Consider the following 26,699-nt stretch of genomic DNA (forward strand, 5'->3'; position numbering starts at 1 on the left):
GGCGGCTGCTTCGGGCTGCTGTATAGCGGGTTGCTGCATGGAAAATACGGAGCCAATTTTTTTTAACCGGGATCTCTCATGGATTGAATTCAACGGCCGGGTTCTGAGCGAAGCCATGCGGCCCGATCTGCCTCCCCTGGACCGTTTCAAATTCCTTTCCATCGTTTCTTCCAATTTTGATGAATTTTTTATGGTCCGGGTGGCGGCCATGAAGCGGGCCCTTAAATCCCGTTTCTGGAACGATCCCTCCGGCCTGAACATTGAGGATCAGCTTAAGGAAACCTCGGAAAAGGCCCGGGCCATTATTGAGCGCCAGTACACATGCCTCAGGGACGAAGTTCTGCCGGCCCTGGCCCGGGAAGGGCTGGAGCTGGTCCGGCCCGGCGGGTATACCGCGGTGCAGAAAACCTATCTTGAATCTCTCTTTTTCCGGGAGCTGGACCCGGTGCTGACACCCCTCAGGGTTGAAGGCGAAGACGGGCTTCCTTCAACGGAAAGCCTGAAGCTCTTTGTCGTGTTTATGCTGGTCAAGGAAGACAGCGCCGATCCTGACCAGGGGGATTATATGGCCCTGGTGCAGGTCCCGTCGTCCCTTGACCGGGTCGTGTGGCTCCCCGAGGAAGGGGGAATCAAAAACCGCTGGACCCTTCTGGAGGATGTGATTATCAGCTGGGGGACCCATCTTTTCCAGGGGTACGATGTCCGGGAAAGCATGGTCTTTAAAGTCAACCGGGACGCTGATTTTTCCGTGGATGAACAGCGGGATGAGGATTTTGTGGAAGCCATGGAAGAGGTGCTCATAAACAGGGAAAAATCCATGCCGGTCCGGATGGTGTGTTCCTCCGAGAGCCCTTACCTGAGAAAGGAACTGACCCGGCGTTTGGGACTTGAGGAAAACGACATATATGAAATCGAAGGCCCTCTGGATCTGCGGACCCTGTCGGAATTGGTCAATGTCAGCGGCTTCGATCGGCTCAGGTCAAAAATATGGAAGAATTACTGGAACCCCGAATTTCCCGAGGACGAACCTCTTTGGGACCGGATCTGCCAGGGAGACGTTATTATCCATCTTCCGTACAATTCATTCGATCCGGTGCTCCGTTTTTTCCAGGATGCCGCCACGGACCCCAGTGTTATTTCCATAAAAACCGCCCTTTACCGGACCAGCGGGGATTCGCCGGTGGTTAAAGCCCTGGAACTCGCGGCTCTTAACGGCAAACAGGTAACCGCCGTGGTTGAGCTCAAGGCCCGCTTCGATGAAAGCAGGAATATTTCCTGGGCCAACCGGCTCGAAAAAGCCGGGGTCATTGTTGTGTACGGGCTTGCGCGGCTCAAGGTCCATGCCAAGGCAACCCTGATTATCCGGCGGGAAAGCAGCGGGATAAAACGGTACGTCTATATGTCCACGGGCAATTACAACGACAAAACGGCGAAACAATACGGCGATATCGGCCTTTTCACGAGCCAGGAAGATATCGGCTACGACGTCAGTATGCTTTTCAACATGATTACCGGATATTCCACCATCCAGGGAACCCGCAGGCTGGTGATCGCGCCGACGGCTTTCAAGCAGCGGCTCCTCAGCCTCATCGACCGGGAGACGAACCGGTCGAGTCAGGAATCTCCGGGGAAGATCATGGCGAAAATGAACGCCCTGGCGGATACGGATGTCATAAAAGCCCTGTACCGGGCCTCCCAGGGGGGCGTTAAGATCCTGCTGAATGTCCGGGGCATCTGTATGCTGGTTCCCGGTGTTCCCGGCCTTTCCGAAAACATACGGGTCGTCAGCATTGTCGACCATTATCTTGAACATTCCAGAATTTTCTATTTTGACAACGGCGGCGCCGATGAGGTATATCTTTCCAGCGCGGACTGGATGACCCGCAACCTGGAACGCCGTGTGGAACTCATGTTTCCGGTGCTCCAGGGGGATCTCAAGAAAAAAGTAACCCGGATACTCGAAACGTATTTTCTAGACAACTGCCAGAGCCATCTGCTCCAGAGCAACGGCGAATGGAAACGCCTTACGCCGTCAGGAAAGGATGCTCCCTTCAGGGCACAGGAATATTTTTACAATAAAGCCCGGGAAGAGGCGCACAAGCTGTGGACCCCGAAACAGGAGTTTACAGTCCGCCGCAGCCCCCCCGGTGAACGGATCTGATCCCGGAGAATGTATGAAACGAATAATTCTGAAAGCCGGCGAAGAGGTCCGCATTAAGCGGGGCCATCCCTGGGTGTATGACAATGAAGTCGCTTCGGTCCTCGGTCCCCGGGGCCCCGCCAGTCTGGAGCCGGGAGAAACCGCGGATGTGGAAAGTTCCCGGAAGGAGTACCTTGGCCGGGCCTTTGTGAACCCGAACTCCAAGATCATTGCGCGGATTTACTCTCCCTCCAAGGAAGGGGCGGATACGGGTTTTTTCAAGCGGAGAATCCGCCAGGCCCTGGAACGCCGGCTGCCTTTCTGCGATTTGAACCGTGAATCGGCCCGGATAGTGTTTGGCGAGGCGGACATGCTTCCGGGGCTTATTGTGGACCGTTTCGTTGGCTGGCCTCTGGAGAAAATTGAATCGGATATCCCCGGGCGCCCCTTTTCTTATGCCGATGCCGAATCCCGGCTCGGACCGCCGCTCTCCTGGCTTTCGGTGCAGTTTCTGTCTTATGGGATGGACCTCCGCCGGGATGATGTGCTCCGAGCGCTCCATGAGGTTCTGGAATCCTATGATCCGGCAGGTCCTGCCCCGGCGGACCCATCCGGTCCGGCCGCTGTGCTGGGAATTCCTTCAGGAATTATGGAGCGGTCTGACGCAAAAGTCCGGGAGCTTGAGGGGCTCGGTCTGCGTTCCCAGCTGTCCGAGGGAGAGTTTCCCGGATCGGGGATTGTTATTTTTGAAAACGGATACCCTTTTATCGCGGATCTCAGGGACGGCCAGAAAACCGGGCATTACCTGGACCAGAAGGAAAACCGTCTCCGGGCCGCTCACTTTGCCCGGGGCAGGCGCGTCCTGGATGCCTGTTCCAACACCGGCGGTTTTTCCATCCACCTCGGCAGGGCAGGGGCTTCGGAGGTAACAGCCCTGGATTCTTCCGCCCATGCCTTGGAAATTCTGGAAAAAAACGCCGCGCTGAACGGCATCTCGGACCGCATCAATACCGTATGCGGAGACCTTTTTGATACTCTCCATTCCTGGGAGCGGCGGAAGGAAAAATTCGACCTTATTGTTCTCGACCCGCCGGCTTTTGCCAAATCCCGCAGTGCCCTGGAAGGCGCCGTCCGGGGATACAAGGAGATCAATCTCCGCGCTTTGCGGCTGCTTTCTCCCGGCGGAGTTCTGGTAACTTGCTCATGCAGCCACGCCATGGGAGAAGGGCGCTTCAAGGCTATGGTGGCGGATGCCGCCTGCGACGCTGACCGCAGGATTGTGCAGATGGATTTCCGCTGCCAGTCTCCGGACCATCCGGTGCTGGTGGGGTACGATGAATCATTGTATTTAAAATGCGGATACTACCGTATTTTACTGTAAAAAAAACGGGAATAACGAAAAATACATATTGAAATGATTGTCAATATATGTGACAATTTTCAACGTATTTCATAGTTTTTCTTAATTATAGAGGCGTATCATGAGTAAAACCGGTAAAATTGCTATCGCTGTCCTTGGGTTTCTTCTCCTTGGCTCAACGGTTTTTGCCGAAGAAACGGAATCCATAACCGAAGTTATGGCGGAACTCGTTCTCCAGATCGGGATTATTATCTTTGCCGTCCGGATCGGCGGCCGGCTTGTAAAAAAAATCGGCATTCCCTCTGTTCTGGGAGAACTTCTGGCGGGGGTGATAATCGGACCCTATGCCCTGGGGGGCATTGTGCTGCCCGGTTTTCCCCATGGTATTTTCCCCCTTGGTTCAGGAACCCTGGCGGTGAGTACCGAACTGTATTCCTTCGCAACGGTTGCTTCCATAATACTTCTTTTCGCTTCGGGTCTTGAAACGGATCTGGGCTTGTTCCTGCGGTATTCCGTTGTAGGCGGGGTTATCGGTATCGGCGGGGTCGTCTTTTCTTTCGTTCTCGGTGATCTGGTGGGTGTTTTCCTTCTCCACACATCCTTTACCGATCCGCGGTGTCTCTTTTTAGGAATCCTTTCCACGGCCACCTCGGTAGGTATTACCGCCCGGATCCTATCGGACCAGAAAAAAATGGATTCCCCCGAAGGCGTAACCATATTGGCGGCGGCGGTTTTTGACGATGTCCTCGGCATTATCATGCTGGCGGTGGTGCTCGGTATTGTCGCGGTCATGACCGGCGGCTCCGGTACTTTGACGGCCGGCAGTATCCTGGCAATAGCGGGAAAAGCCTTCGGAATCTGGCTCGGGTTTACCGCGCTGGGTCTGATATTCTCGAAAAAAATTGCCAATTTCCTCAAGTTCTTTAAACATTCCTATGATTTTTCAGTCCTCGCCCTGGGCATTGCCCTGCTTCTGGCGGGTATCTTTGAGCGCCAGGGCCTGGCCATGATAATCGGCGCCTATATCGCGGGACTTTCTCTTTCAAAAACCGATATCGCGGCGGTCATTCAGGAACGGATCCATGGGTTATACGAATTCTTTGTGCCCATTTTCTTTGCCGTCATGGGTATGATGGTGAATGTCCGGGAAATTGCGTCGGCGCCGGTGCTGATCTTCGGTGCGGTGTATACCGTGGTGGCGATCCTGGCGAAGGTTATCGGCTGCGGCGGGCCGGCGCTCCTCATGGGCTTCAACGGCAAAGGCGCCATGCGTATCGGTACGGGGATGGTCCCCCGCGGTGAAGTGGCCCTTATTATCGCCGGTATCGGTCTCGCCGCCGGGGTTCTCGACAACCAGCTTTTCGGTGTCGTAATTCTCATGACCCTGATAACAACCCTGGTCGCGCCGCCGCTTCTCAGTGTTACCTTAAAGATTCCCGGTTCCGGGACCCGGAAGCCTGTCAAGGATGACGACACGTCTACTATGGTGTGGGAATTCCCCTCCGACGAAATCGCCGATCTGGTGGTGGATACCCTGCTCAAGGATCTCCGGGCGGAAGGGTTTTACGTTCAGATGATGAATATCGACGACGGTCTCTCCCAGGCCAGGAAAGACGATATTGCCCTTTCGATTACCGAGGAGGAATCCACCGTTACCGTGGAAACCGCCAAAGGTGACATGCCGTTTGTTAAGACCGCTGTTTATGAAGTGCTGCTTGAATTAAGCGACGCCATTGACAAGCTCAAGGCCTCAACCGATCCGGCGGCGATGCGCCGGGAAATATCGAACCTCGACGGACGGACGGACAAAGAGCTGTTTACCATGCTGCAGCCCGAATTGATTTCGCTTGATTTGAAGGGCGAAACCAAGGACGAAATTATCACCGAGATGGTGGACCTTCTCGCGGGCCAGAATAAGCTGCTCAACCGGAATGAGGTGCTCCATGATGTGCTGCAGCGGGAAAAGACCATGAGCACCGGTATGCAGCACGGTATAGCTCTGCCTCACGCAAAAACCGACGGTGTCCGCAGTATGAGTGTCGCCATTGGAATCAAGAAAGACGGGGTGAATTTTGAATCCCTGGACGGCGAAAAATCGAGACTCTTCATTATGGTGGTTTCGCCCAAAAAGACGTCCGGGCCCCATATCCAGTTCCTCGCCGCTATTGGGGCAGTTCTGAAGGATGAAGGTGTCCGGGAACATATCATTTCCGCGGATTCCCGGGATGATGTTATTACGTTACTGAGAAACGCGAAAAAATAGGCGGTAGTTTGGATATAAGACGGCGTTCCCGCGGAGCTTTGTATGGAGATTAAGCCGGCAGAAACCGTATCTGCATGCGGTACCGCGGGAATGCCGGATTCCATAGGAATTCAATATGGATGATTATAATTTTTTCAGAGCATCGATGCCCGATTCGAGGCCCGCGGATTATTATTTGGGATGCTTAAATGGTTCCGTCTTTATAGATTTCAATGATCATAAAGATAATTTAATTTGTTTAAAAAGAATTTCATTTGACGGTTATGGCTGCTGTACCTTAGATGATGAAGCAAATCCAATGAATGAAACAGATTCTCAGGCTTTTAAAGAACTTTATAAAGCTCAGGATTTTGATCAAAAACAGCTCTCTTTGATTGTAAAAAGAACAATAAACAATAATAGAGAACATATTTGGAATGAAGCGTTAACAGAGTACGGTTTTTGATTCATAAAAGCCATTGAATTAAAATTTTTTAAGATCTTAGTTCCGGTATCGCTCCGGAAGCTGGAAGAGGTTTCCCGGGGTTCGGTCTTATTTATCATTATAATTTTCTACGTTCCTTCGGAAAAAGAAATAACCAAGCTTATTGCGTAAATATTTATACGCTGTTCCGCGTCAGGCGAAGAGATGCTCGGCAAGTATTCTGACTCCGATGGCAACCAGAATTACCCCGCCGATTATCTGCGCCCATTTTTCAAAGAAAACACCAATCCGTTTTCCGAACTCAAACCCCGCCAGACAGACAACGAAGGTAATCACCCCGATAATCGCTGCCGGTCCCCAGATATTTTGGTTGAGTACGCTGAAGGAAAGGCCCACCGCCAGCGCGTCGATGCTGGTGGCAATAGATAGCGTCACCAGGGTTCCCAATTTCCGGATGTCCGAAGAATTTATCTTATCCTCCCCGCATCCGCAGGGAAGTCCGTCCTCTGAGGAAGATTCTTCTTCGGGGCACGGAGCCTTTTTTGTCGCGATTCCTTCCTTAATCATTTTGAACCCGATAAAAGCCAGGAGCACAAAGGCAATCCAGTGATCGTATTCCTCAATATACGACCGGAAACTGTTTCCGAGATACCACCCGATAACGGGCATGATGAACTGAAACACGCCGAAAAACAGGGCTCCCCGGACAGCGTGGAAGGGTTTGAGGTTTCGAATGCATATACCGGAACTTACTGATACCGCAAAGGCATCCATGGAAAGGCTGACCGCAATAAGAACAATGGAAAGCATGTCAGGATGCTACCACGGACAAAGACCATGGTCAATAATTCAGGGCATTTTCGGCAGGGCAACCGGTGACGCTGCCCTGCCGGGGCTTTCTTTTTTTATTTTGCGGGTGTTCTTCAGTAATTTCTGATGAGAAGGTGCTGGGTAAGCTTTTCGAGCATGTCCCGGGCTTTTCCCCGGGGGAGGCCGCTGATTTCGGTCAGCGCCCGGCGGGTATATCGTTTAGCGTGTTCCCGGGCGGCTTCAATACCCCCGGAGGACCGGACGATGCCGATAATATATTCCGTATCCGCCTGGGGAAAGGACTCCCTGCTGGTTGCCCGGGCAAGCTCTCCGGACTTATCCAGGGATAGAGCGCAGATCAGGGGAAGGGTGACGACCCCCGCTTTTAGATCGTTGCCCAGGGTTTTCCGGACCACATCCTGGTCGCCGGAATAATCCAGAATATCATCGATGATCTGGAAAGCCATTCCGATATCGTATCCGGCTCTGCGCAGGCGTTCCGTTACGGCCTTGGGCGCCTTTGCCTCGGATGCCCCCACATGGCAGGCCAGGGAAAACAGCATGGCGGTCTTTCCCATGATTTTTCTGAAGTAATGGCGTATGGAAGTATCCGCCCGGTAGCGGTCAATATTCTGCTGGATTTCCATGGTACAGATAACTGAAATTACCTGGGCCAGGGCAACCGCATGTTCCGGGGATGTGTATCCCGCGGCGATCAGAAAACAGCGGGAAAGGAGGTAATCGCCGATGAGGACGGCGTCCTGTTTCCCGAACCGGGTATGCACCGCCGGAAGCCCCCGGCGGAGGGGCGAATCGTCGATGACATCATCATGGATGAGGGTGGCGACATGGAGCATTTCCAGTGCCGCCGCCAGCTTGAACTGTTTGTCTTCTTTCTGAGGTTTGCCGAACTCCGAGGCAATAAGCAGCAGCCCCGGCCGGAGGAGCTTTCCGTCTCCGCCGAAAAGCGATATAAGCCCCTCCGCGATAACGGGATTTTGAGAAGCAACGGATGCCTGTATTATGCCGGAAACCTTTTCCAAGGATTCCGGCATTCCGGGGAAATCGTTCCAATAGGAAGTCATGTAGTATTCGGCTGCCCTTTACGTTATTTTTTCGAAGGTCCGTCGAGGTACCAGTAGCGTTTCCGCGCGAACCTTGTGCCGTTCCACCATTTCTTAAAGAACGGAACCACCCAGCAGTCGAGACCAAACGCGCGTCCCGCGCCGCCCATGAGGAGTATGCCGCCGAAGATAAACCAGACCTGGTTCCAGGCAAACATTCCCGAGAAGGTAAACACCAGACACATAACGATGGAGACCACCGCCGCCCACCAGGTAAAGAGGCCGCCCACCATGGCAAGACCGATACAGATCTCCACCAGGACTACCATGAGCTGGAACGCCTGGAAAGGAATCAGGGCCATGATGGTGTCCATAAAGGTCGTCCTGAACCAGGTAGCCACGGGGCCGTTCATATCGAAAATAGGCTTCGTGAGATCCCAGATCGCGCCGGACGCTGTGGATGCGGCGTCACCAGAGGCCGCGGTAACCGCGTCCGCCGCTCCCGAGGCCGCGCTGAAGGCATCCGCCGCGCCGGCCCCGAAATCGCCGAAGAGATTGTCCGCCGCTCCGCTGAAATCACCGAAGAGGTCGTCCGCTACTCCGCCGAAGTCGCCGAAAAGATCATCCGCCGGGGCGCTGAAGGCATCCGCCGCCGCGCCCGCATCACCGGAGGCGGCGCTGGTGGCATCTATTTTATCCATTCCCGCCTGGACCACACCCTGGGAGAACATCCAGCCGGATTTGGAGCCTTCGCTCCATTTGAACCAGCCTTCGCCAATTTTATTAATTCCTTCAAAAACCCACATGAGGCCCAGCCAAAGCCGGAACGGCAGCAGCCAGTAACCCCGGGTCTTGTAGGCGCCGAAACCCCGCAGCAGGGACCGGCCTTCCTTCATTTCGAGGAATTCATGTTTGATATATTCCCAGCACTGGTTGAAACCCGCCACCCCGAAGAGGTGAACAATGTTTACCAGGTGTTTCACGCCCATGGCGAAGAACCCCGACAGTTTAATGCCCATGGCGTTGGATACGGCGTATTTGCCGCCCACGGAAACCATAAAACCGTGGAAGTTGGATTTGAATTTCTTCGTTTCCGTGCCGTTGATGGCGGCGGCGATATTGTGGGCCGCGGTCTCACCGGTCTGTGTGGCTGTTTCTACAATCTGGGGAAGGGGTTTGTTGTCTTCGATAAACCAGGTGTTGTCCCCGACGACATACACATTTTCGTAATCGATGCTCCGCATTTCATCGGTAACCATGAGGCGGCCGCGCTTGTTTTTCGCGTTCGGGTCGCCGCTGTTTTTGCCGAAGGGGCCGTTGGAAAGGCCCAGGCGGTCGGCGAAATTAGAGCCTGATACACCGGCGGTCCAGATAAAGGTGCCGGTTTCTATGGTGGAGCCATCCTTAACCTTTACGATCCCCGCCTCAGCGCCGACAATGGGTGTGTTGGTCATGAGCTCGGCGCCGTGTTTTTTCATGTAATTTTCGACCTTGGCCCGGAGATCCTCCTCGAGGATGGGAAGAATGCTGGCCATGGCCTCAACCACGATGATGCGGACTTCGCTCCGGTCAATAAGCCATTTTGCGCACATGGTATCGCGCCATTCCATGAGCTCACCGGCCATTTCAATGCCCGTAAATCCCGCGCCGGCCACCACAAAGGTGAGCATTTTCTTCCGCTTTACCGGATCCTGCTCGGCTACGGCCTTTTCAAAAATATCATCAATGTGGAACCGGACCTTCATGGCGTCATCATAGGACCACAGGGTAAAGGCGTTTTCCTGGATTCCGGGAACCCCGAAAAACTCCGGCTCCGCGCCGGTACCGAGCACGAGGTAATCGTACCCGTAGGTCTTTGTGGCGGATTTCGCCTGGTTTTTCTCAAAGTCGATGGAAGCGATGGTATCAAGTTCCACCTTTACTTTGGACGCGCCGAATATCTTGGCAAAGGGTATCCGTACAGAATCGGGTTCCACCCGGTGTCCGGCTACTTCGTGGAGTTCGGTCATGAGGGTATGAAACGGCTGCTTGTCGACAAGGGTAATGGTTACATCGTCACGTTTTTTGAATTTCTTCGCCAGTTTTTTGGCTGTTTCAATTCCGGCGTAACCGCCCCCCAGGATCAGGATATTTTTCCCATTTCCCATAAAAGATTCTCCTCATAAATAATATTTGAATGGCTTTGTTTAATCACAGACTAATGGTCCGGTATTATTATTTCAAATTCTCAAACTTTTTGATATAGCCCTAGTAATAATGCACTTTTTCCAGGGAGGTTCCGGGAACCAAAATTATTTTATACAGAAAAACGTCCAGGAGAATATGCTCCAGCGCAGTACCGCCCGACCGGATAAGTATATCGAATTCCGCTAAAAGTGCAATGCACCGGTCAACACAGTACAGGCTGTACCGCCGCGCGGCCTGGCTGTAATCCTTCCGCACCCGGCTCGATCCGAGACCTATTTTTTTGTATTCAAAATCATTGGCCATCCCGGACTGGGTAAGGAGCAGATAATCCCTCAGTTTATGGAAACACCAGGAAAGGCCCGCCAGAATCGCCTGGGGCGATTCTTTTGCCGCCAGAAGGGTCCGGAGGATCTCCAGGCTTTTCTCCAGATTGCCCTCGCTGATCCGGGCGAAAAGGGTAAAGGCAGATTCTTCCCGGGAATGGGAAAGCCACTGCTCTACATCCTCCCCGCGGATAACCGAATCCTTTCCCAGAAACAGCATGAGCCGGGAACATTCCCGCCGCAGCGCGTCGGTGTTGTTTTCCACCATTTCGAGAATAGCTTCGATGCCATCTTCCTCAATGGTATATCCTTCCCTCCGGAAAAACCCGCTCACCCATTCGGCTTTGCGGTTCTCAAAAAGCTCCCAGAAAATACGTTTGTTATTCGGGGGGACCGCCTTTTCCAGGCGTTTGTCAGCGGAGGTCTGCTCCGATACGAGGATCAGTACCGTATCCTCCTGGGGGGATTCCATATATGAGGCGAGAAGCTCGGTTTCTTCCTTCTTTTTGAGGGATTCAATGTTTTTTATCTGAATAAGCCGGGCATCCGAAAACAGGCAGCCGTTTCTGAGCACGGAGACAATATCCCCCAGCGGCGTTTCGCCCGCGTAAAAGGACTGTTCCTCCGGCGGCGTGCCGTACTGTTTATGCATGGCGGCCCGGATTTCCTGCACCGCGTCCTGGCGTTCCCCTATCTCGGGACCGAGAAAGAGGAGGCATTTTCCCTGAGCCATGGTTTACGAGCCGCAGCTGCGGTAGACCCCCGCAAGCCGTCCTATGACCCGGACATCCTGACTGTATATCGGAGAGAAATCGGGGTTTTCCGCCTGCAGCCGTACCCGGTTGCTTTCCTTGAAAAACCGCTTCAGGGTTACCGCTTCGTCAACCACGGCTACGGCAATCTCGCCGTTTTGAACAATATCCTGTTTTTCAATCAGCGCCAGGTCGCCGTCCATGATACCGGCCTGGATCATGGAATCGCCCCGTACCTTCAGCACAAAGTAATCCCGGTTCTTTTTGAGAAATGAATTGTGTATGGGAAAAGTCCCCTCACAGTTTTCTTCGGACAGAATGGGTTTCCCCGCCGCGACGGTTCCCAGGATCGGAAGACGGACAAACAGTTCGTCGTCGCTGTCCCCGGTGTTCCTGATAACCTCCATGGTTCTGGAGCGTTTACCGCCGTTTTTGAGGCGCCCTTTTTTCTTGAGCGCATCCACGTGGTCGTACGCACCCTTGACCGAAATGCCGAAAAAATCCGCTATCTCCCGGATTGTCGGGGGATAGGCATGGGTACTGATGTACTCCGTGATGAAGGCTAGCACTTCCCGTTGCCGTTCGGTGAGTTCTTTCATCGTTCTGTCCTTATACCGTATTTTCTTAATTTTGCGTGGAGGTTACTGGGATAGATCCCGATATCCTCCGCCGTTTTGGATATGATATACCCATTTTGTGAAAATTTGTAAGTTAAATAACTTTTTTCAAATAATTCTTTTGCTTCATTATATCCTACATTGAATATACCAGATGGAAGCTCGGAATTAAAGCTTTTTGAGATATTTTTTTCCTCTTTTTCCGGCGCGCCTCCGAGGGGCCTCTGCATCAGGTTGGCGATCATTTCGACCCCGATGGTTCCGCTTCCGGCCATCACAGCGATCCGTTCCGCCAGATTTTTAAGTTCCCGTATGTTGCCGGGCCAATTATAGCTTGAAAAGAATTCCGTTATTTCCGGGGTGAAATTTATTTTTTCCGCCCCCAGCTCGGAGAGAAAATGGTTGAGCAGCATGGGGATGTCTTCCGGACGATCCCGCAGGGGAGGCATAAAAATCGGAATGACGTTAAGCCGGAAGAAAAGATCCTGCCTGAACCGGCCGGCTTCGCACTCTTTTTCGAGATCCTTGTTTGTGGCGGCCACCACCCGTACATCCACGGTAATGGTTTTTTCGCCCCCGACCCGTTCTATGGTTTGTTCCTGCAGGACCCGGAGTACCTTCGCCTGGGCGGAAAGGGACATATCGCCGATCTCATCGAGGAAGAGGGTGCCCCCGGAGGCAATCTCAAAACGGCCTTTCCGGGTTGCTATGGCGTCGGTAAAGGCCCCTTTCTCATGGCCGAAAAGTTCGCTTTCTATCAGGGTATCGGGAATGGCGGCGCAGTTTACCTCAACAAAGGCCTTTCCCGCCCGTGAAGAGCCGTTGTGGATTGCCCGGGCGACCAGTTCCTTGCCGGTCCCGTTTTCACCGGTAATCAGTATCCGGGCATCGCTGCCGGCGGCCTGTTTTATCATGGTTTTTACCTGATGTATGCCCTTGCTGGTACCGATAATTTCATCCTTGGGTATTACCGCGTGTTTGCGGAGGTCCGTATTTTCTTCCTTTAATTTCTGAATTGTCAGGGCATTGCGGCAGACCGTGAGAACCTTATCCAGGGAAAGGGGTTTTTCCAGAAAATCGAAAGCCCCGAGTTTTACCGCCCGGACAGCCATATCCACATTGGCGTGGCCCGAAATCATGACCACCTCAAGGTCGGACCAGCGGGATTTTATCCGTTCCAGGGCTTCCAGCCCACCCAGATTCGGGAGCAGTACATCGAGAAAAACAAGGTTGATGGTTTCGTTTTCCAGGACCTCCAGACCAATGACGGCATCCTCCGCGGTAAACACCCGGTACTTTTCATCCTCCAGAATCGAGGCAAGGGTAGTGCGGATTCCCTGTTCATCATCGATTATCAGAATTGCCGTCATTCCGTATCCTTTGCTTCCTGGTCGTTAGAGCCGTCCATGGGCAGATCTATAAAGAAGGTCGTGCCCATTCCTTCGGCGGAATTAAACCAGATTGTTCCCCCATGGTCTGTTACGATCCGTTCCACAATAGGAAGCCCCAGACCGGTACCTGATTCCTTGGTTGTAAAATAGGGAGTAAAAATCTTGGATTGTTCTGATTCGGGAATACCTTTCCCGGCGTCTTTTATACTTAGTCTACAATAACGGCTGTCCCGCTTTTTGACAAGGTCGGTTCTTATTTCCACCGGTCCGCTGCCGTGCATGGCGTCTATGGCGTTGATTATCAGATTGGTAAGTACCTGGGTGATATGGCGGCGGTCAATTTTGACGGATATTCCCCGGCTGACGTGGTCCGTAATAAAGGTAATTCCGGGATAGGAACTTCGGTAGGGAGAAATGGTTTCTTCTATTGATTCGCCGATTTTTACCGTGGACAGCGACGGTTCAATGGGTTTTGATAAGGTGCGGAATTCCGTAAGCAGGGTCGAGAGGCTCTCAACCTCCTGGATGATGGCAAGCATGGAGTTTTCCAGGATTTCGCCTACCTGTTCGGGCTCGTTCCTCCACCGGCGGAGCACCCGTTCCGCGGAAAGCCGTATGGGGGTAAGGGGATTTTTTATTTCATGGGCCAGCTGCTGGGCCATGTTCTGCCAGATCGAGATTTTTTCCGCCTTGACCAGGGCGTTTTGGGACTGTTCCAGGTCCCGGACCATGGAATTGAATGACGCGATAAGGCGTCCCAGTTCATCCTTCGGCCGGGACAGGATCTGGATGGAAAAATCCCCTTCGGCGACCCGCTGGGTGGCTTCGGAGAGTTCCACAATAGGCTGGGTTACTTTGCTGCTTAAGGTGATGGCGATGATAATGGTCATAAGCAGGGTCGGGAAAAAAAAGACCCCGTAGTAGAACAGCAGTATGGTTTTCAGCTGGGACCGAACGGCGGCAATGGCCTCAAACCGCCGTATTTCCGTATCCACGATTTCAACATTGCTGTCGAACCTGTCACCGAGGCCGTAACTGACCACCCGAAGCAGCGAATCCGGGCCCCGCTCTCCGGCGGAAAACGTTATATACCGGATAATATCCGTATCCCGGGGAATTTCCCTGAGAACAAATCCCTGCTTTGTCCCCGGCGGCGATAGGAGGCGCTGTTCCGGGGGCCCGGCATAGCTTACGGGCTCCCAGGAGCCGCTTTCCTGCAGTTCAAAGTCCTGGAGCGCCGCCAGATCGGGATCGACGGCCGCCAGCAGGCGTTCCGCGCTGAAATTATCCCCGGGAATTTCCTGCATCCCCGGAGGGTACAGAACACTGTCCAGATCTTTTTCCCGGACCGTCCGTTCCAGGGCTTCCAGCCGGTAATGGTAAGAATCCAGGGCAAAATCCTGTCCGATGGTCAGCGCCTCCCGGATTTTCATGTTTTCCCATATCCTGACGACTTCATAGAAAAACTGGGTTGTGATAATTGTCGCCGGCGCCGCCGCCAGGAGCGCGACGATGATAAAATACCTCAGAACCCGGGATTGAAACCGGCTTCCGGCCCGCCGGGTTACCAGGTCCCTGATGAGATATACAATGGAGATGCTTAAGAAAATCAGCAGCACCACCGGAATTGTCAGAAGAATGACAAAATTAAGCGTGTCCGGCGGCTTGCTCTCCAGAAGCGGTTCCATAAAGAAATTTCTGGAAAATAAAATCGTTAAGACGCAGAGGAGAAAATAAACGAATAACAGGGCCCGGATGCTTATTATGGAATGTTTCGGCTGTGTCCGGACGGTATTCATGTACTGTGCGCTTTATTTTGAACCGCCTGGTGTAATACCCCGGACCAAGCTCCGCGATATTAAACCAGGCGGTTTAATAAAATTCCTTGCGAAACGAGCCTCCGTTTCGTAAAGACCATTCGATAAAGATACTTCGAACAGAAGGTTCGGCAGACCAAAGGTCTGACAGAGCTCTGCTCTGCGGAGGCTCATTCTTCCTCAAATTTTGAGTTAAAGAGACGGACCACCGCTTCCACGGCTTCCTGTTCGTCCTCGCCTTCGGCAATAACCCGTATTTCGCTGCCGTAGCTTGCCCCCAGGGTGATGATACCCATGATGGATTTGGCGTTGATCCGGTCATTGTCCTTTTCCAGGTAAATATTGGATTTAAAATCCTTGGTAGTCTGCACCAGCATGGCTGCGGGCCGGGCATGGATACCGGCTCTATTCTGTATGGTAACAATCTTTTCAAACATGCCTTTTCCTTTAAATTATATCTTCCTGGCCGAAATAGACCGAACGGGCCGTGTCGCTTTCGATCCATTTGAGAATATTCTGGTTGAATTCCTTGGCGGAATTGTATCCCATTTTTTTGAGCCGCTCGTTCATGGCGGCGGTTTCGATTATCACGGGAATGTTGCGTCCGGGTTTTACGGGGATTTCCAGTTTGGGAACGGAAACCCCAAGGATTTCCTCAAACTTTTCCTCGGTTCCCAAACGGTCGTATATTTTTTCCGAGTCCCATTCTTCCAGGCGGACCACGAGCTGGATCTGTTTCTTGTCCCGGATCGCGCCGACGCCGAAAAGGTGGGTAATGTTGATAATCCCCAGTCCCCGGATTTCCATGTGGTGGCCGATTATTTTGTTGGCCCCGGCCCCCATGAGAATGTTCCCGTTGACGCAGCGGATATCCACCACATCGTCCGCCACCAGGCGGTGGCCCCGTTCAATGAGTTCCAGGGCGGTCTCGCTTTTTCCGACCCCGGAATCTCCGAGAATCAGAATACCAAGACCGTAGACTTCCACCAGAACCCCGTGGATGCTTTTCTGGGGAGCGAAAATATTTGACAGAATCCGCATGATCCGGGATGAAAATTCCGAAGTTGGGAGATCCGTTTGTAAAATCGGGCACTGGGCGCCTTCGGCTTCCTCAAAGAAATCCCTTCCGGGATTGAGGTTGTGGGTGAATATACAGCACGGAATCGGGTAGGTGAACATCCGTTTTATGGTATCTATTTTCCCTTCTTCAGCCAGTTTTTTAAGGTACGCCACCTCTCCCCGGCCGAAGATCTGGATCCGCTGGTACGCAAAGGAATCGTAAAAACCCGACAGCGCCAGGCCGGGCCGGTTCAGGTCGGGAATGTTGACTTCCCGGGACAGCCCTTTCCTGCCTCCTATACAGTGGAGGTTAAGGGAATTGTGTTCCTTGAGATCGATATCAATGAGATCCAGTACGGTAAACCGCTTTACGGCCATGAATTCATCATAAACCAAAGGTGCGTAAAAATACAACCGGAAAAAATTGCTGTAAATAAAAGTAGCCGCCGCTGGTGTTTTAAGCTTTTTTTGGGAAATATATTGACAATAATACGGCGAAGGTATATTTTAACTGTGAAATATTTCACAGTTAAGGCGGATTTATGGTACAGATTCCGGAGCCTGCCAAGGAACGGCTCCTTCACTTAATGCGGATCCTGGAACAGGCGGGGGAGGGGCCCCTCACATCCGGCGAGATTGAGTCCCGGACCGGCTGGGCAAGCCATACGATCAGGAAGGATATTTCCTATCTGGAAGGCGATTTCGGAAGCAGCTCCGGGTATAACATACCCTCCCTTACCCGGGCGATTACGGAGTCCCTGGGACTCAACCGCAGCAGAAAGTTCTGTGTTGTGGGTCTGGGCCGGCTCGGTTCGGCGTATCTTAACTTCAGCGCCTATCAATTGGGGGAATTCGAACTGGTGGCGGGATTTGATTCCAGCGTAAACCGGGTGGAAATCCTCAAATCGCCGGTTCCCCTGTATCCGGCGTACAAAATGCCCGAGGTTATCGGCAGGTTCGGTATAGAACTGGCCCTCCTGTGCGTACCCGAAGCGTCCGCCCAGCAGGCCGCGGAAAAACTGGCCGCCGCCGGTATAAAGGGAATCGTTAATTTCGCGCCGGTGGTGCTCGATATCAGTCAGGATATTGTGGTCCGCAACGTCTATGTGGCGGATGAACTGCGGTCACTGGCCGTTAAAATAACCCCCGAAGGGAACGAAGCCTAGGCGGTTTTCCTCCGCCCGGGAACAAGGAGTATGCGCATAAATGCGCTTCCGATTAAATAGGAATAATAGGAGTATAGTATGAAACGGGTATTCAATTTTTCCGCGGGACCTTCCATGCTCCCCCTGGCGGTGCTGGAGCGGGCCGCTTCGGAGATGACCGACGCCAACGGCAGCGGCCAGTCAGTCATGGAAATGAGCCACCGGTCCAAGGATTTTAAACCTATCATCGAAAACGCAGAAGCCCTTACCCGGGAACTCATGGGGGTCCCGGATGATTACGCCGTGCTGTTTCTCCAGGGCGGCGCGTCGCTCCAGTTTTCGATGGTACCCATAAACCTGGCCGGCACGGAACCGGGCAGTTCTCCGCGGAAGGCGACCTATGTGGATACCGGTATTTGGGCCAAGAAAGCGGCGGAGGAAGCCGCCAAGTACGCTCAAGTCACCGTGGCCGCCAGTTCAAAGGACAAATCCTACACCTATATTCCCGCGGCTCCCGCTCCGGGCCCCGGTGACGCCTATTACCACATCACCTTAAACAATACCATTGTGGGAACAAAATGGCCTTCCCTGCCCGATACCGGCGCGGTACCGCTGGTGGCGGATATTTCGAGCTGTATACTGTCGGAACCCCTGGATGTTTCCCGGTTCGGCCTGCTGTACGCCGGAGCCCAGAAAAACCTCGGTCCCGCCGGAGTCACGGTGGTTATCGTGCGGAAGGACCTCATCGGAAAAGCCCCGGGCTGGACCCCTGCGATGCTGGATTACGAAATACAGGCCAAGGACGGTTCCATGTACAACACTCCGCCCTGCTACGGAATATATATCATCGGCCTCGTCCTGGAATGGCTCAAAGCCCAGGGCGGGGTAACCGCCATGGCACAGCGCAACCGGGAAAAGGCGGCCCTCCTGTACGATTACCTCGACGCCTCGGATTTCTATACCGCCCCGGTGGAAAAGAACTCCCGGAGTCTTATGAATGTTCCCTTTGTCCAGGGGAATCCCGATCTCGAAAAACAGTTTGTGGCCGAAGCTGCCGCTGAAGGTTTGGTGAACCTCGCGGGACACCGGCTTGTGGGGGGAATGCGGGCCAGTATTTACAATGCCATGCCCCGGGAAGGGGTGGAAGCCTTGATTGCATTCATGGATAAATTCGCCAAAGCGCACAGGAGCTGAAGATGTTTCGCATACAGACAATGAACAAGATTTCCCCCGAGGGGCTGGAGCTGTTTCCCCGGGATAAATATGAGATCGCCAGCGAGATTCCCAATCCCGACGCGATCCTCGTCCGCAGCGCCAGCCTCCATGACACGGTGCTGCCGGATACGGTTAAGGCGATCGCCCGGGCCGGCGCCGGGGTAAACAATATCCCCATATCGGCGTGCAGCGAACGGGGGATCGCGGTTTTTAATACCCCCGGCGGCAACGCCAACGCCGTTAAGGAACTGGCCATCGCGGCACTGCTCCTTTCTTCCCGGGATATAGTGGGGGGAATTAACTGGAACATATCCATAGCGGATAAAGCCGACGAAGTCCCCGATCTGGTGGAAAAGGAGAAATCCCGGTTCGAAGGTCCGGAACTCCGGGGGAAAACTCTGGGCGTGGTCGGTCTCGGCGCCATCGGCGTAATGGTTGCCAACGACGCCGTCGCCCTGGGTATGGAGGTGATCGGGTACGATCCCTATATTTCCGTGGACGCTGCCTGGAACCTTTCCCGGGCGGTCAAACGGGCGGAAACCCTGGAAAGCCTGTTAACCAAAGCCGACTATGTTTCCCTGCACATTCCCCTGACCGACGATACCAAAGGCCTCCTGGACGCCGAAAAAATCCGTATCATGAAGAAGGGGGCGCGGATAATCAACCTGGCCCGGGGCGGCCTGGTCAATGAAGCGGATATCATCACCGCCCTGGAAGCGGATAAGCTCCTGTCCTACGTGACGGATTTTCCCACCGCGGAACTGCTTGCCTGCAAAAAGGCGCTGTGTATTCCCCATCTCGGCGCGTCCACCCCCGAGGCGGAGGACAACTGCGCGGTCATGGCCGCGAAACAGCTCATGGATTTTCTGGAATCGGGAAATGTGCGGAATTCCGTTAATTTTCCCCGGTGCCGTCTGGAGCAGCGGGCTCCCTTCCGGCTGCTGGTGGCGAACCGCAATATCCCCAACATGGTCGGGCAGATTACCACCTTGCTGGCGGGAGCGGATATCAACATCATGGATCTCATTAATCACCACCGGGATGAGTACGCCTACAATATAATCGATACGGAGCAGCCTATTCCGGATCCCCTGATGGAACAGCTCGGAAGAGTTGACGGTATCATCCGGGTCAGAACCATCTCAAAAGATTAAATTTTTCTTTGCTTTAAAGTTCTCCCGAAAGCCCCCTGGAATTGCAGGGGGCTTTGTAATTTATTATTATTTATATTGAAAGTTTTCTTTAAAAAACGGTTATTAACGGAGCTTATATGTAAAAAACTTTTTATCCATGGTAGTAAAAAAAATCTAAATAAAAATGGTTGAAAATTGTATGAATTCAGTAAAAAGCAACATTCTACTTTGCCTTGGAATCTTCGGCGTCCTGCTGATGTGTTCCTGCAAAGAAAATTCCTCCGGGGAGTCCCTGCTCCCGGATGGTGTTCAAACTTCGGAATCCTGGAACATGCTCCATCCCACGGCATACCGGTCGGTAATCCTGGAATCAAAAAAGAAACCGGATCCCATTCTTGAGTCCTACCGGGATGAAACCCTCAGGCAGCAGGTTATTGCCTTTTTCGGAGCGGTTGCCCATTCGGAGGTGCTGGCGGAGAATATTCTGCGGTACGCCGATGAGTTTAATATTTCCCCAAGTCTGGCCTTCGCGCTGAGCTGGGAGGAAAGCCGCTTTAATCCCCGGGCGGTCAACCGGAACGGCAACGAAAGCATTGACCGCGGCCTTTTCCAGCTTAATTCCGAGTCCTTCCCCAATCTTTCGGAGGCGGATTTTTTCGATCCCGGGATCAACACCCGGTACGGTCTGGCCCACCTGCGCTGGTGTCTCGATGCCGCCCAGTCGGATGTGGCGGGCATCGCCATGTACAACGCCGGGTTCAGCCGGGTCCGCACCGGGGGTACCCCGAAGGTTACCCTGGATTACGTTTCCCGGATTCTCGAATTCCGGCAGGGTGTGGAGGATCTGTTCAGCGCCGAATGCCTCCGCAAATGGGCTCCCGCGCCGGTGGATGTGCTGCAGCCCATTCCCGTGGAATACGTCCGGCAGGGTGTGCGGGTTTCCCAGGTGCGTCTTCTCAGCGCCGGCGAATAGGGAATGGCCGCGCCGTCTCTCCGCGCATAAGAGCGGTCCTTACTCGCAGAAGGCTCCGCCCTTTGGGGTCCCCGGCTGCCGCTCCAGGGTAAGGGTTATTTCCCCGGAAAATCCCCGGTGGTTTATAAAAAAACGCCGGGCTTCCGGATCGCAGTTCCATACCGTGTCCGGACCGGCTCCCGCCACGGTTACCGCAGGATCCGTTCCCAGACATTCCGGCGGCATAAACAGTTCGGTTTCCGCGTCGATTGTCCCGTCAGCCAGGAACGTAAAAACGCAGCGCCCTTTTTTTCGGTCCCAGAAAAAAGACCGGGGGGTTCCGGCGGTAGCCATGGGATACGGTCTGAGCCAGCCTTTCCAGGCCCTTCCTTTTCCGTCTGAAAATATTGAAAGATCCTCGCCGTTCCAGCCGTCGCCGTGTTCATGGGTGTTTGATGCCGTATAATTCCAGATAGTCGAGTGAAGCAGCTGGTCGTCTACGGCTTCGTAGTACATGGCCAGGGCCTCTTCGTGGAGCCGGTAATCTCCCGTGCGGAAGGCCTTTTTCCCGTTCATGTCAAAGGGCAGCCCGAATTCCCCGAGGAGGCAGGGCATTTCGCCCATGCGGTTCCGGGTCCATTCCAGGCCGCCCCTGAGCTGGTCGGAAAAACTTTTCACCGCGTTTTTCCGACCGAGTACCATTTTCCCCGTGTCCGCCCGGAAGGAAAACCAGGGCCGGAAAAATTTCATATACAGGGTCGCCCCGTCGTACCAGTGGAAAGCGTTTACCACCGGCGCCGTCTCTTCCTTTTCCCAGCTCGGATGTTCCCCATGGGGGACTCCCTCGATAAAAAAGACCGTATTCCGGCCGGCTTCCTCCATCCGGTCAATAAACCGCTTCATGAAGGGTTTGAGGAAATCATCCGCAAAGCGTACGGGCTTCCCGCCGGCTTCCGAAAAGTGGCCGGGTTTCAGTATCCGGGGCGAACCGCCTTCGTCGGTCCAGACCCCGGCTTTTTTCCAGGGGCAGCCGTACCCTTCCCGGAACAGCGAAAGGCCCTGTGGGTTTACGGCCTGTTTTTTCGTGACCTTCGGACCGTTTATACCGGTAACGTACACCGGAAATTCAACGGAATGTCCCGAAGCCGCGGCCATAGCCAGGAGCGGGCTCGGAACCGGGCCGGCGGCCACGGGGTAATTTTCCAGGCCTTCCAGGTTTTTGTAGCCGATGAACCCCGGATGGGGTTCATTCATCGTGCCCCATCCGACAATGGCGGTACAGTTTTTCAGGCGCCGGTAGCAGTGGCGCATGGCCGAGAGATACCGTTCCTGGAGGCAGTCCTGGGCGTTTTCATTGTCAATTTCGGTTTCCGGGGCGTAGGTCCTGCCGCCGAAGAACAGCGTGAACATGGTGGCCGCGGCGTAGCGGTTATAATTCGTCGGCCATATCATCCGGGGGAAGGGATCGCCGTAATGCTGGTGGGTAAAAGCCGCCCCGCATTCATCCAGATTTTCCGGTATGATTCCGAGTTTTTCCATGGTCCACACCGGGGCGCCGTCCCCTCCGGTCCACCGGCTCCACACATCCTGGTGGGGGTCAATAAATATTCCGATCCCCTGGTCTTTGGCGATGTTGAAAATTTTCCTGAGATAAGCCAGGTACGCTTCGTCGTATATTCCCGGTCCGGCGTGTTCCAGGGCCTCCCAGGTAATGGTAAAACGGACAAAGGTCATGCCCCACCGCGCCAGGCGGCGGAAATGGGTTTCAGCTTCCTCCTCCGGGAAAGGCCGGCCGGCGAAGGATACGGTTTCCGGGTTTTTAAGGGAATCCCGGTGCCAGGTGGCCCCCTCCGGCACAGCGGGAAATTTGGAATCCCCTCCGAGGTTGCAGCCCCGGAGCAGAAGGGTCCTTCCCATGTCGTCTTTAACGAAACTGCGGTCTATTTTCATAGTATCTCCTCTTTATTTGCAAATCCCTGTTTATACTTGTTGAAATATTCGGGAAATATGGCATATTATTATACAACAAATAGGGAGTGATACCGTGAAGTTTATAATAATTCTTTTCGCTGCGGCGGTGTTTTTTACCGGCTGCGCCGGGACAAAGCCGATAGAATCAGCGGACCAGCCTGCGTCTGCCCGGGAATCATCCCAGGACAGCAGCGCTCAGGTATCTGCGGGGAAAGCTCCTGCGGATACACGGATACCCGTCCAGAAAAAAATGTTCATAAAATTTTCCGACGGGAATTTGGACGAATACATAACCTTTTCTTACGACAGCGGGGATGTAAACCTTCTGTCCCAGGGGCGGTATTCCGCTTCCGGCGCCTTGGTGGAAACCACCGAATACACCTACCGTGACGGCCGCCTGTCTTTGAAAGTCACAAAAGACGAAACCGGCCAGCCCCGGTCCCAGGTCTCGTATGAATACGACAGCCGGGGGAATCTCGTCAGGGAAATCCTGGCGGGCAAGAACGGGGCTCCCCTTACTTCCTATGATTACCGGTATGACGGAAACGGCAACCGTATTGCCCGGACCATAAGCAACGCCGCGGGGACCGTCCTGGCAGAAACAGTCTATACCTACCGGAATGACCGGCTCGTATCCAATGAGACAAAGGACGCGAACGGCCGCAGAACCGGATCCAGTGAAACCGCCTATGACTCCGCCGGCAATCCGGTCTCCCAGAGGGTCTTTAATTCCTCCGGCGACTTAGTCCGTACCACTACCTATTCCTGGGAGAACGGACGCGAAATCCGGAGCGAGCAGACCGCTGCTGGCGGGCAGGTCCAGCGCCGGGAGAAAAACGAATACGGTTCCGCCGGGGAATTGCTCCGTAAGGTTATTGAGGATATTCAAGGTCAGTCCAGTCAGATTATTGAATATGAATATACGTTCCGCCAGGGACAGCCTACCTAAGGGGTAAAGGGAACTGAAACCTATGAAACGCATAATTTGTGCCATATTGATCCTTTTTGCCGGATTTTCCGTTTTTGCGGATGATGAATTAGAACTGTATAGTTTTCTTTATTACAATGTGGATACCGCGACGGGCCGGCTCGGGATTCTTAAAGCCGTTGTCGAAGCGGATCTGCCCGGGGCCGGAGAGTTTTACGCGGAAGCGCTGAAAAACCTTATTGCCTTCCAGTCCAATATCAGAGCCCCCGCGGACAGGGATGCCACGGACGAATCCGCCCGGATTCTGACGTACCTTCTGGGAAACGCAAAATACACCGCTTCCGCCGGGGATGTGTGGAAAACCGTGGAGGTTTTTTCCAATCCCCTGGTCAAAGCCGAAGCCCTGATTTCCCTGGGCCGCATGCAGGCGACGGAATTTCTTCCCCAGGTAAACAAAGTCCTGAATGATCTCAACCAGGCGCCGACCACGGATTTTGAAACCGGGGAAAAAATAGCCTACGGCGCGATTCTGTGCCTGGAAAAAATGGGTGATCCCGCGGGGTACCTTCCGGTGTTCTTTGCCTCCATCGGATGGTATTCCGAACGCATCAAAGGCCTTGCCCGGCAGAGCCTGCCCCTTATTCTGGAAGATCCCACGGAACCGCTTACCCAGGTGATCCGCTCATCTTCATACGGGTACGATCCAAAATATCAGGCCCTCCGCACCATGGAAGCGTCGAATACATCCAACGAAGCCAAGGCTTCGGTCGCCTTGGCGGCATATTCTGAAGGCTGGCGGGCTTCCACCAGCAATACCCGGGACCGGATGCTGCTCAATACCATACGGAAACAGGCTATGGATATGATCCAGCGCTACGGGATCGGCGATTCCGCGGTATATCCCCTGCTGGAGCGGTCTTATAAGGAAGGAACCGACTGGGAGGAAAGACTCGGCGCCGTATCGACCCTGTCGGCCCTGGCAACGCAGGAATCGGCCCAGCTGCTGTCGTCCTTCCTGATGATTCTCAATTCCAAACTCCAGAGCGGTACCCTGACACAGGATGATGAACGCATGGTGCGGGCTGTTATTCCTGCCCTGGGAGCCACCGGCCGGAGCGAGGGACGCAACGCCCTGAGAACGGTTCTCAGCCTTGACTGGACCAACGCGGTCAAGAATTTGGCCAATGAAGCCTTAAAGAATATCAGTTAAGCGGCGCCGTCCAATAAAAAAGAGACCCTTTGGGGTCTCTTTTTTTTGCGGAAACAAATAGTTATTCCGTCAGAATTTTAAGGACATCCTCTTCGTTTTTCGCGCTGAGGATTTCTTCCCGTTTTTCGGCGCTCTTGAACAGAAGGCTGACTTCCGCCAGAAACTGGAGATGGGGACCGGTTTTTTCCACCGGAGACAGGGTCATGATAAAAATCCTGCAGGGTTCATGGTCCAGGGAGTCGAAATCAACGGGATTATCAGAAACACCAATGCAGGCCACAAGATCCTGTACGGTATTGCTTTTTCCATGGGGAATGGCAATGCCGTGTTTCATGCCCGTGGACATTTTCTGCTCCCGGTCCATGATGGCGTCGAGGGCCGCTTTCCGGTCTTTTATCTTATCTGCTTTTACCAGTATATCAAGCAGTTCATTGATAATTTCTTCTTTTGTGGTGCCTTTTAAATGAAGGCTTATGGTTTCTTTGGTTAACACAGTCTTGAGATTCATATGTTGAGTGTAAAACTCAATACGGGAAAAGTCAAGGATTTGCGGTACCGCAGCAGGGTGCCTGCGTTGCTGCCGCCGAAAAAGCCCGGAAGCATGGGAATAACCGAGTCGGGGGGCCTGCCGGACTGCCCGGCACCCCGCGTTACCGGTATGGCCATGCTTCTGTACTGTTACCCGGAAAAGCATACCGCGGCTGCCCTGGTTCTTTCCCGGTATCTGTAGTATGGTACTGCCATGCGTCCTATAGACCATTTTTTCTCACAATTAAGCAGGGTTGAATCATCCTTCCGGGATAACCGGCTGACGGTCGGCCAGGCGGATAAGGAACGGCTGGCCCATGAGTTTTCCAGGCTGATCGCCCCGGTGATCGGCTCCGCCGCCGCGGAGGATACGTATTTCAGGACCCTTGAACGGATCAGCGGAAGGGATCCCGCTTCCCTCAGGAAACTGGGATATCTGGCGGCTTTTTTCCTGGGGGAATACGATGATGGAACCATGGAACTGGATACCGAAGACTGGCGGGAAATCCGGGAAACCCTGGAGGACGCGTCGGGAGCCATGGATCTCGATACCCTTACCGGCCTCATGGGAGAACTCCTTTCCCGGGGAATTTTAAACTAATGTAATTTTTTTCTTGCTTTCGAAGGGAATAGTAGTATATTTAATTACAGAGAAATACAGTATGATCCGTTAAATATTTGGCTTGACGGAATTTGCTGCGGAATGTTCCGCGTTAGAGGAGGTCCCGTATGGGTAATCCGCCTGAAGTATCATGGCCGGTACGGTAAAACCTGCCGGCCGTTCAGAGACAGTAAGAGTTAACCTAGGAATTAGTTGTAATGCTTTATAAAAGCATGCCCCAGGGAAAACCGGATTGTGAAGACCGGGAGGGTGGGGCAAAGAAAAAGCCGGCGTCATGCCGGCTTTTTTATTATATTTTATGCCTAAGACTTACTGTTCCTCCTCCCGGAACAGTAAGCCGTGTAAACTGATACTGGAATCACCAGCTGCCGTATCCGCCGCCGTCGCTGTTCCGGTCCCGGCGGGGTTTATCCATAGCTTCGTTGACCCGGAGCTGACGGCCGTCAAATTCACGGCCGTTTGTACCGGCGATGGCGGCGTTTGCCTCCTCATCGGTGCTCATTTCAACAAATCCGAATCCTTTGGAATTGCCGGTTTCGCGGTCGAAAATAATTTTCGCGGAGGCGACACTTCCGAAATTTGAAAACAGATTTCGGAGCCCGTCTTCGGATGTGTTGTAGGAAAGGTTGCCGACATACAGTTTCTTAGCCATTGAGAATTTTCCTTCTCCCGGATATGCGCCCGGGTACGCTGTTATTCACGCCCGTTTACACAGACGTCTCCTCTCTTCCTGTATAAGGAGAGTTTGGATGAGATAATTATTGTACTTGGATATTGCATAGAGCGGT

General features: G+C 53.5%; 24 protein-coding genes. 12 read left to right on the forward strand and 12 right to left on the reverse strand.

Annotated features, from left to right (window positions below):
• Positions 1 to 37: 37 nt before the first annotated feature.
• The 4 genes from ppk1 to JFL75_RS16715 all read left to right on the forward strand — a co-directional run bounded on the left by ppk1 (position 38) and on the right by JFL75_RS16715 (position 6,208).
• Entirely contained in the window at positions 38 to 2,161 is a 2,124-nt protein-coding gene (gene ppk1, locus JFL75_RS16700) for a polyphosphate kinase 1 (RefSeq protein WP_215627807.1), read from the forward strand.
• 13 nt (positions 2,162 to 2,174) lie between these two features.
• Positions 2,175 to 3,521: a class I SAM-dependent rRNA methyltransferase gene (locus tag JFL75_RS16705; RefSeq protein WP_215627808.1), complete on the forward strand. Its 1,347-nt coding sequence runs from the start codon at positions 2,175 to 2,177 to the stop codon at positions 3,519 to 3,521.
• A 100-nt stretch (positions 3,522 to 3,621) separates the two neighbouring features.
• On the forward strand, positions 3,622 to 5,763 hold the full coding sequence (locus JFL75_RS16710; protein WP_215627809.1) for a cation:proton antiporter domain-containing protein: 2,142 nt from the start codon (positions 3,622 to 3,624) through the stop codon (positions 5,761 to 5,763).
• Positions 5,764 to 5,878: 115 nt separating this feature from the next.
• Positions 5,879 to 6,208 carry a hypothetical protein gene (locus JFL75_RS16715; RefSeq protein ID WP_215627810.1) on the forward strand — a complete coding sequence of 110 codons (330 nt, stop codon included), beginning with the start codon at positions 5,879 to 5,881 and terminating at the stop codon, positions 6,206 to 6,208.
• A 171-nt stretch (positions 6,209 to 6,379) separates the two neighbouring features.
• Here the strand turns inward: JFL75_RS16715 and JFL75_RS16720 are convergent, their stop codons facing one another.
• The 9 genes from JFL75_RS16720 to hprK form a co-directional block, all read right to left on the reverse strand.
• Positions 6,380 to 6,997: a manganese efflux pump MntP gene (locus tag JFL75_RS16720; RefSeq protein ID WP_215627811.1), complete on the reverse strand. Its 618-nt coding sequence runs from the start codon at positions 6,995 to 6,997 to the stop codon at positions 6,380 to 6,382.
• A gap of 113 nt (positions 6,998 to 7,110) precedes the next feature.
• A complete protein-coding gene (locus JFL75_RS16725; RefSeq protein WP_223292689.1) occupies positions 7,111 to 8,052 on the reverse strand; it encodes a polyprenyl synthetase family protein in 942 nt (313 codons plus the stop codon).
• A 53-nt stretch (positions 8,053 to 8,105) separates the two neighbouring features.
• Entirely contained in the window at positions 8,106 to 10,208 is a 2,103-nt protein-coding gene (locus JFL75_RS16730; protein ID WP_215627813.1) for an FAD-dependent oxidoreductase, read from the reverse strand.
• A 100-nt stretch (positions 10,209 to 10,308) separates the two neighbouring features.
• On the reverse strand, positions 10,309 to 11,304 hold the full coding sequence (holA, locus tag JFL75_RS16735; protein WP_215627814.1) for a DNA polymerase III subunit delta: 996 nt from the start codon (positions 11,302 to 11,304) through the stop codon (positions 10,309 to 10,311).
• A gap of 3 nt (positions 11,305 to 11,307) precedes the next feature.
• Positions 11,308 to 11,922: a transcriptional repressor LexA gene (gene lexA, locus JFL75_RS16740; protein ID WP_215627815.1), complete on the reverse strand. Its 615-nt coding sequence runs from the start codon at positions 11,920 to 11,922 to the stop codon at positions 11,308 to 11,310.
• Positions 11,919 to 13,310, reverse strand: coding sequence for a sigma-54-dependent transcriptional regulator (locus tag JFL75_RS16745; protein ID WP_215627816.1), 1,392 nt, complete (start codon positions 13,308 to 13,310; stop codon positions 11,919 to 11,921). The genes lexA and JFL75_RS16745 overlap by 4 nt, the downstream gene beginning before the upstream one ends.
• Positions 13,307 to 15,019, reverse strand: coding sequence for a sensor histidine kinase (locus tag JFL75_RS16750; protein WP_223292690.1), 1,713 nt, complete (start codon positions 15,017 to 15,019; stop codon positions 13,307 to 13,309). Before JFL75_RS16750 ends, JFL75_RS16745 begins: the two co-directional genes overlap by 4 nt.
• A 299-nt stretch (positions 15,020 to 15,318) precedes the next feature.
• A complete protein-coding gene (locus tag JFL75_RS16755; RefSeq protein ID WP_215627818.1) occupies positions 15,319 to 15,585 on the reverse strand; it encodes an HPr family phosphocarrier protein in 267 nt (88 codons plus the stop codon).
• Between the two features lie 10 nt (positions 15,586 to 15,595).
• Entirely contained in the window at positions 15,596 to 16,585 is a 990-nt protein-coding gene (gene hprK, locus JFL75_RS16760) for an HPr(Ser) kinase/phosphatase (RefSeq protein WP_215627819.1), read from the reverse strand.
• A gap of 164 nt (positions 16,586 to 16,749) precedes the next feature.
• On the opposite strand from hprK, the gene JFL75_RS16765 reads away from it, so the two are divergent.
• The 4 genes from JFL75_RS16765 (at position 16,750) to JFL75_RS16780 (ending at position 20,673) form a co-directional block, all read left to right on the forward strand.
• On the forward strand, positions 16,750 to 17,373 hold the full coding sequence (locus JFL75_RS16765) for a redox-sensing transcriptional repressor Rex (RefSeq protein WP_215627820.1): 624 nt from the start codon (positions 16,750 to 16,752) through the stop codon (positions 17,371 to 17,373).
• 78 nt (positions 17,374 to 17,451) lie between these two features.
• The gene (gene serC, locus JFL75_RS16770; protein WP_215627821.1) at positions 17,452 to 18,546 is read left to right on the forward strand and encodes a 3-phosphoserine/phosphohydroxythreonine transaminase; all 1,095 of its coding nucleotides are present in this window, start codon (positions 17,452 to 17,454) and stop codon (positions 18,544 to 18,546) included.
• Between the two features lie 2 nt (positions 18,547 to 18,548).
• Positions 18,549 to 19,721, forward strand: coding sequence for a 3-phosphoglycerate dehydrogenase family protein (locus JFL75_RS16775; RefSeq protein WP_215627822.1), 1,173 nt, complete (start codon positions 18,549 to 18,551; stop codon positions 19,719 to 19,721).
• A 178-nt stretch (positions 19,722 to 19,899) separates the two neighbouring features.
• A complete protein-coding gene (locus JFL75_RS16780; protein WP_215627823.1) occupies positions 19,900 to 20,673 on the forward strand; it encodes a transglycosylase SLT domain-containing protein in 774 nt (257 codons plus the stop codon).
• Between the two features lie 39 nt (positions 20,674 to 20,712).
• On the opposite strand, the gene JFL75_RS16785 is transcribed toward JFL75_RS16780, so the two are convergent.
• Positions 20,713 to 22,602 carry a glycoside hydrolase family 5 protein gene (locus JFL75_RS16785; protein WP_215627824.1) on the reverse strand — a complete coding sequence of 630 codons (1,890 nt, stop codon included), beginning with the start codon at positions 22,600 to 22,602 and terminating at the stop codon, positions 20,713 to 20,715.
• Between the two features lie 94 nt (positions 22,603 to 22,696).
• Between JFL75_RS16785 and JFL75_RS16790 the strand changes: the two genes are divergently transcribed.
• Together JFL75_RS16790 and JFL75_RS16795 are read left to right on the forward strand one after the other, a co-directional pair.
• Positions 22,697 to 23,572 (forward strand): hypothetical protein, encoded by an 876-nt coding sequence (locus JFL75_RS16790; RefSeq protein WP_215627825.1) that lies wholly within the window; start codon positions 22,697 to 22,699, stop codon positions 23,570 to 23,572.
• Positions 23,573 to 23,594: 22 nt separating this feature from the next.
• On the forward strand, positions 23,595 to 24,761 hold the full coding sequence (locus JFL75_RS16795) for a hypothetical protein (RefSeq protein WP_215627826.1): 1,167 nt from the start codon (positions 23,595 to 23,597) through the stop codon (positions 24,759 to 24,761).
• Between the two features lie 61 nt (positions 24,762 to 24,822).
• On the opposite strand, the gene JFL75_RS16800 is transcribed toward JFL75_RS16795, so the two are convergent.
• A complete protein-coding gene (locus JFL75_RS16800; RefSeq protein ID WP_215627827.1) occupies positions 24,823 to 25,269 on the reverse strand; it encodes a PTS sugar transporter subunit IIA in 447 nt (148 codons plus the stop codon).
• Here JFL75_RS16800 and JFL75_RS16805 point away from each other — a divergent pair, their 5' ends adjacent.
• Positions 25,270 to 25,491, forward strand: a complete 222-nt coding sequence (locus JFL75_RS16805; RefSeq protein WP_215627828.1) for a hypothetical protein — start codon at positions 25,270 to 25,272, stop codon at positions 25,489 to 25,491.
• Between the two features lie 12 nt (positions 25,492 to 25,503).
• Positions 25,504 to 25,890 carry a hypothetical protein gene (locus JFL75_RS16810; protein ID WP_215627829.1) on the forward strand — a complete coding sequence of 129 codons (387 nt, stop codon included), beginning with the start codon at positions 25,504 to 25,506 and terminating at the stop codon, positions 25,888 to 25,890.
• A 379-nt stretch (positions 25,891 to 26,269) separates the two neighbouring features.
• On the opposite strand, the gene rbp is transcribed toward JFL75_RS16810, so the two are convergent.
• A complete protein-coding gene (gene rbp, locus JFL75_RS16815) occupies positions 26,270 to 26,563 on the reverse strand; it encodes an RNA-binding regulator (RefSeq protein WP_215627830.1) in 294 nt (97 codons plus the stop codon).
• Between the last annotated feature and the right edge of the window lie 136 nt (positions 26,564 to 26,699).

The organism is Breznakiella homolactica (assembly GCF_016616095.2).
Lineage (GTDB): Bacteria > Spirochaetota > Spirochaetia > Treponematales > Breznakiellaceae > Breznakiella > Breznakiella homolactica.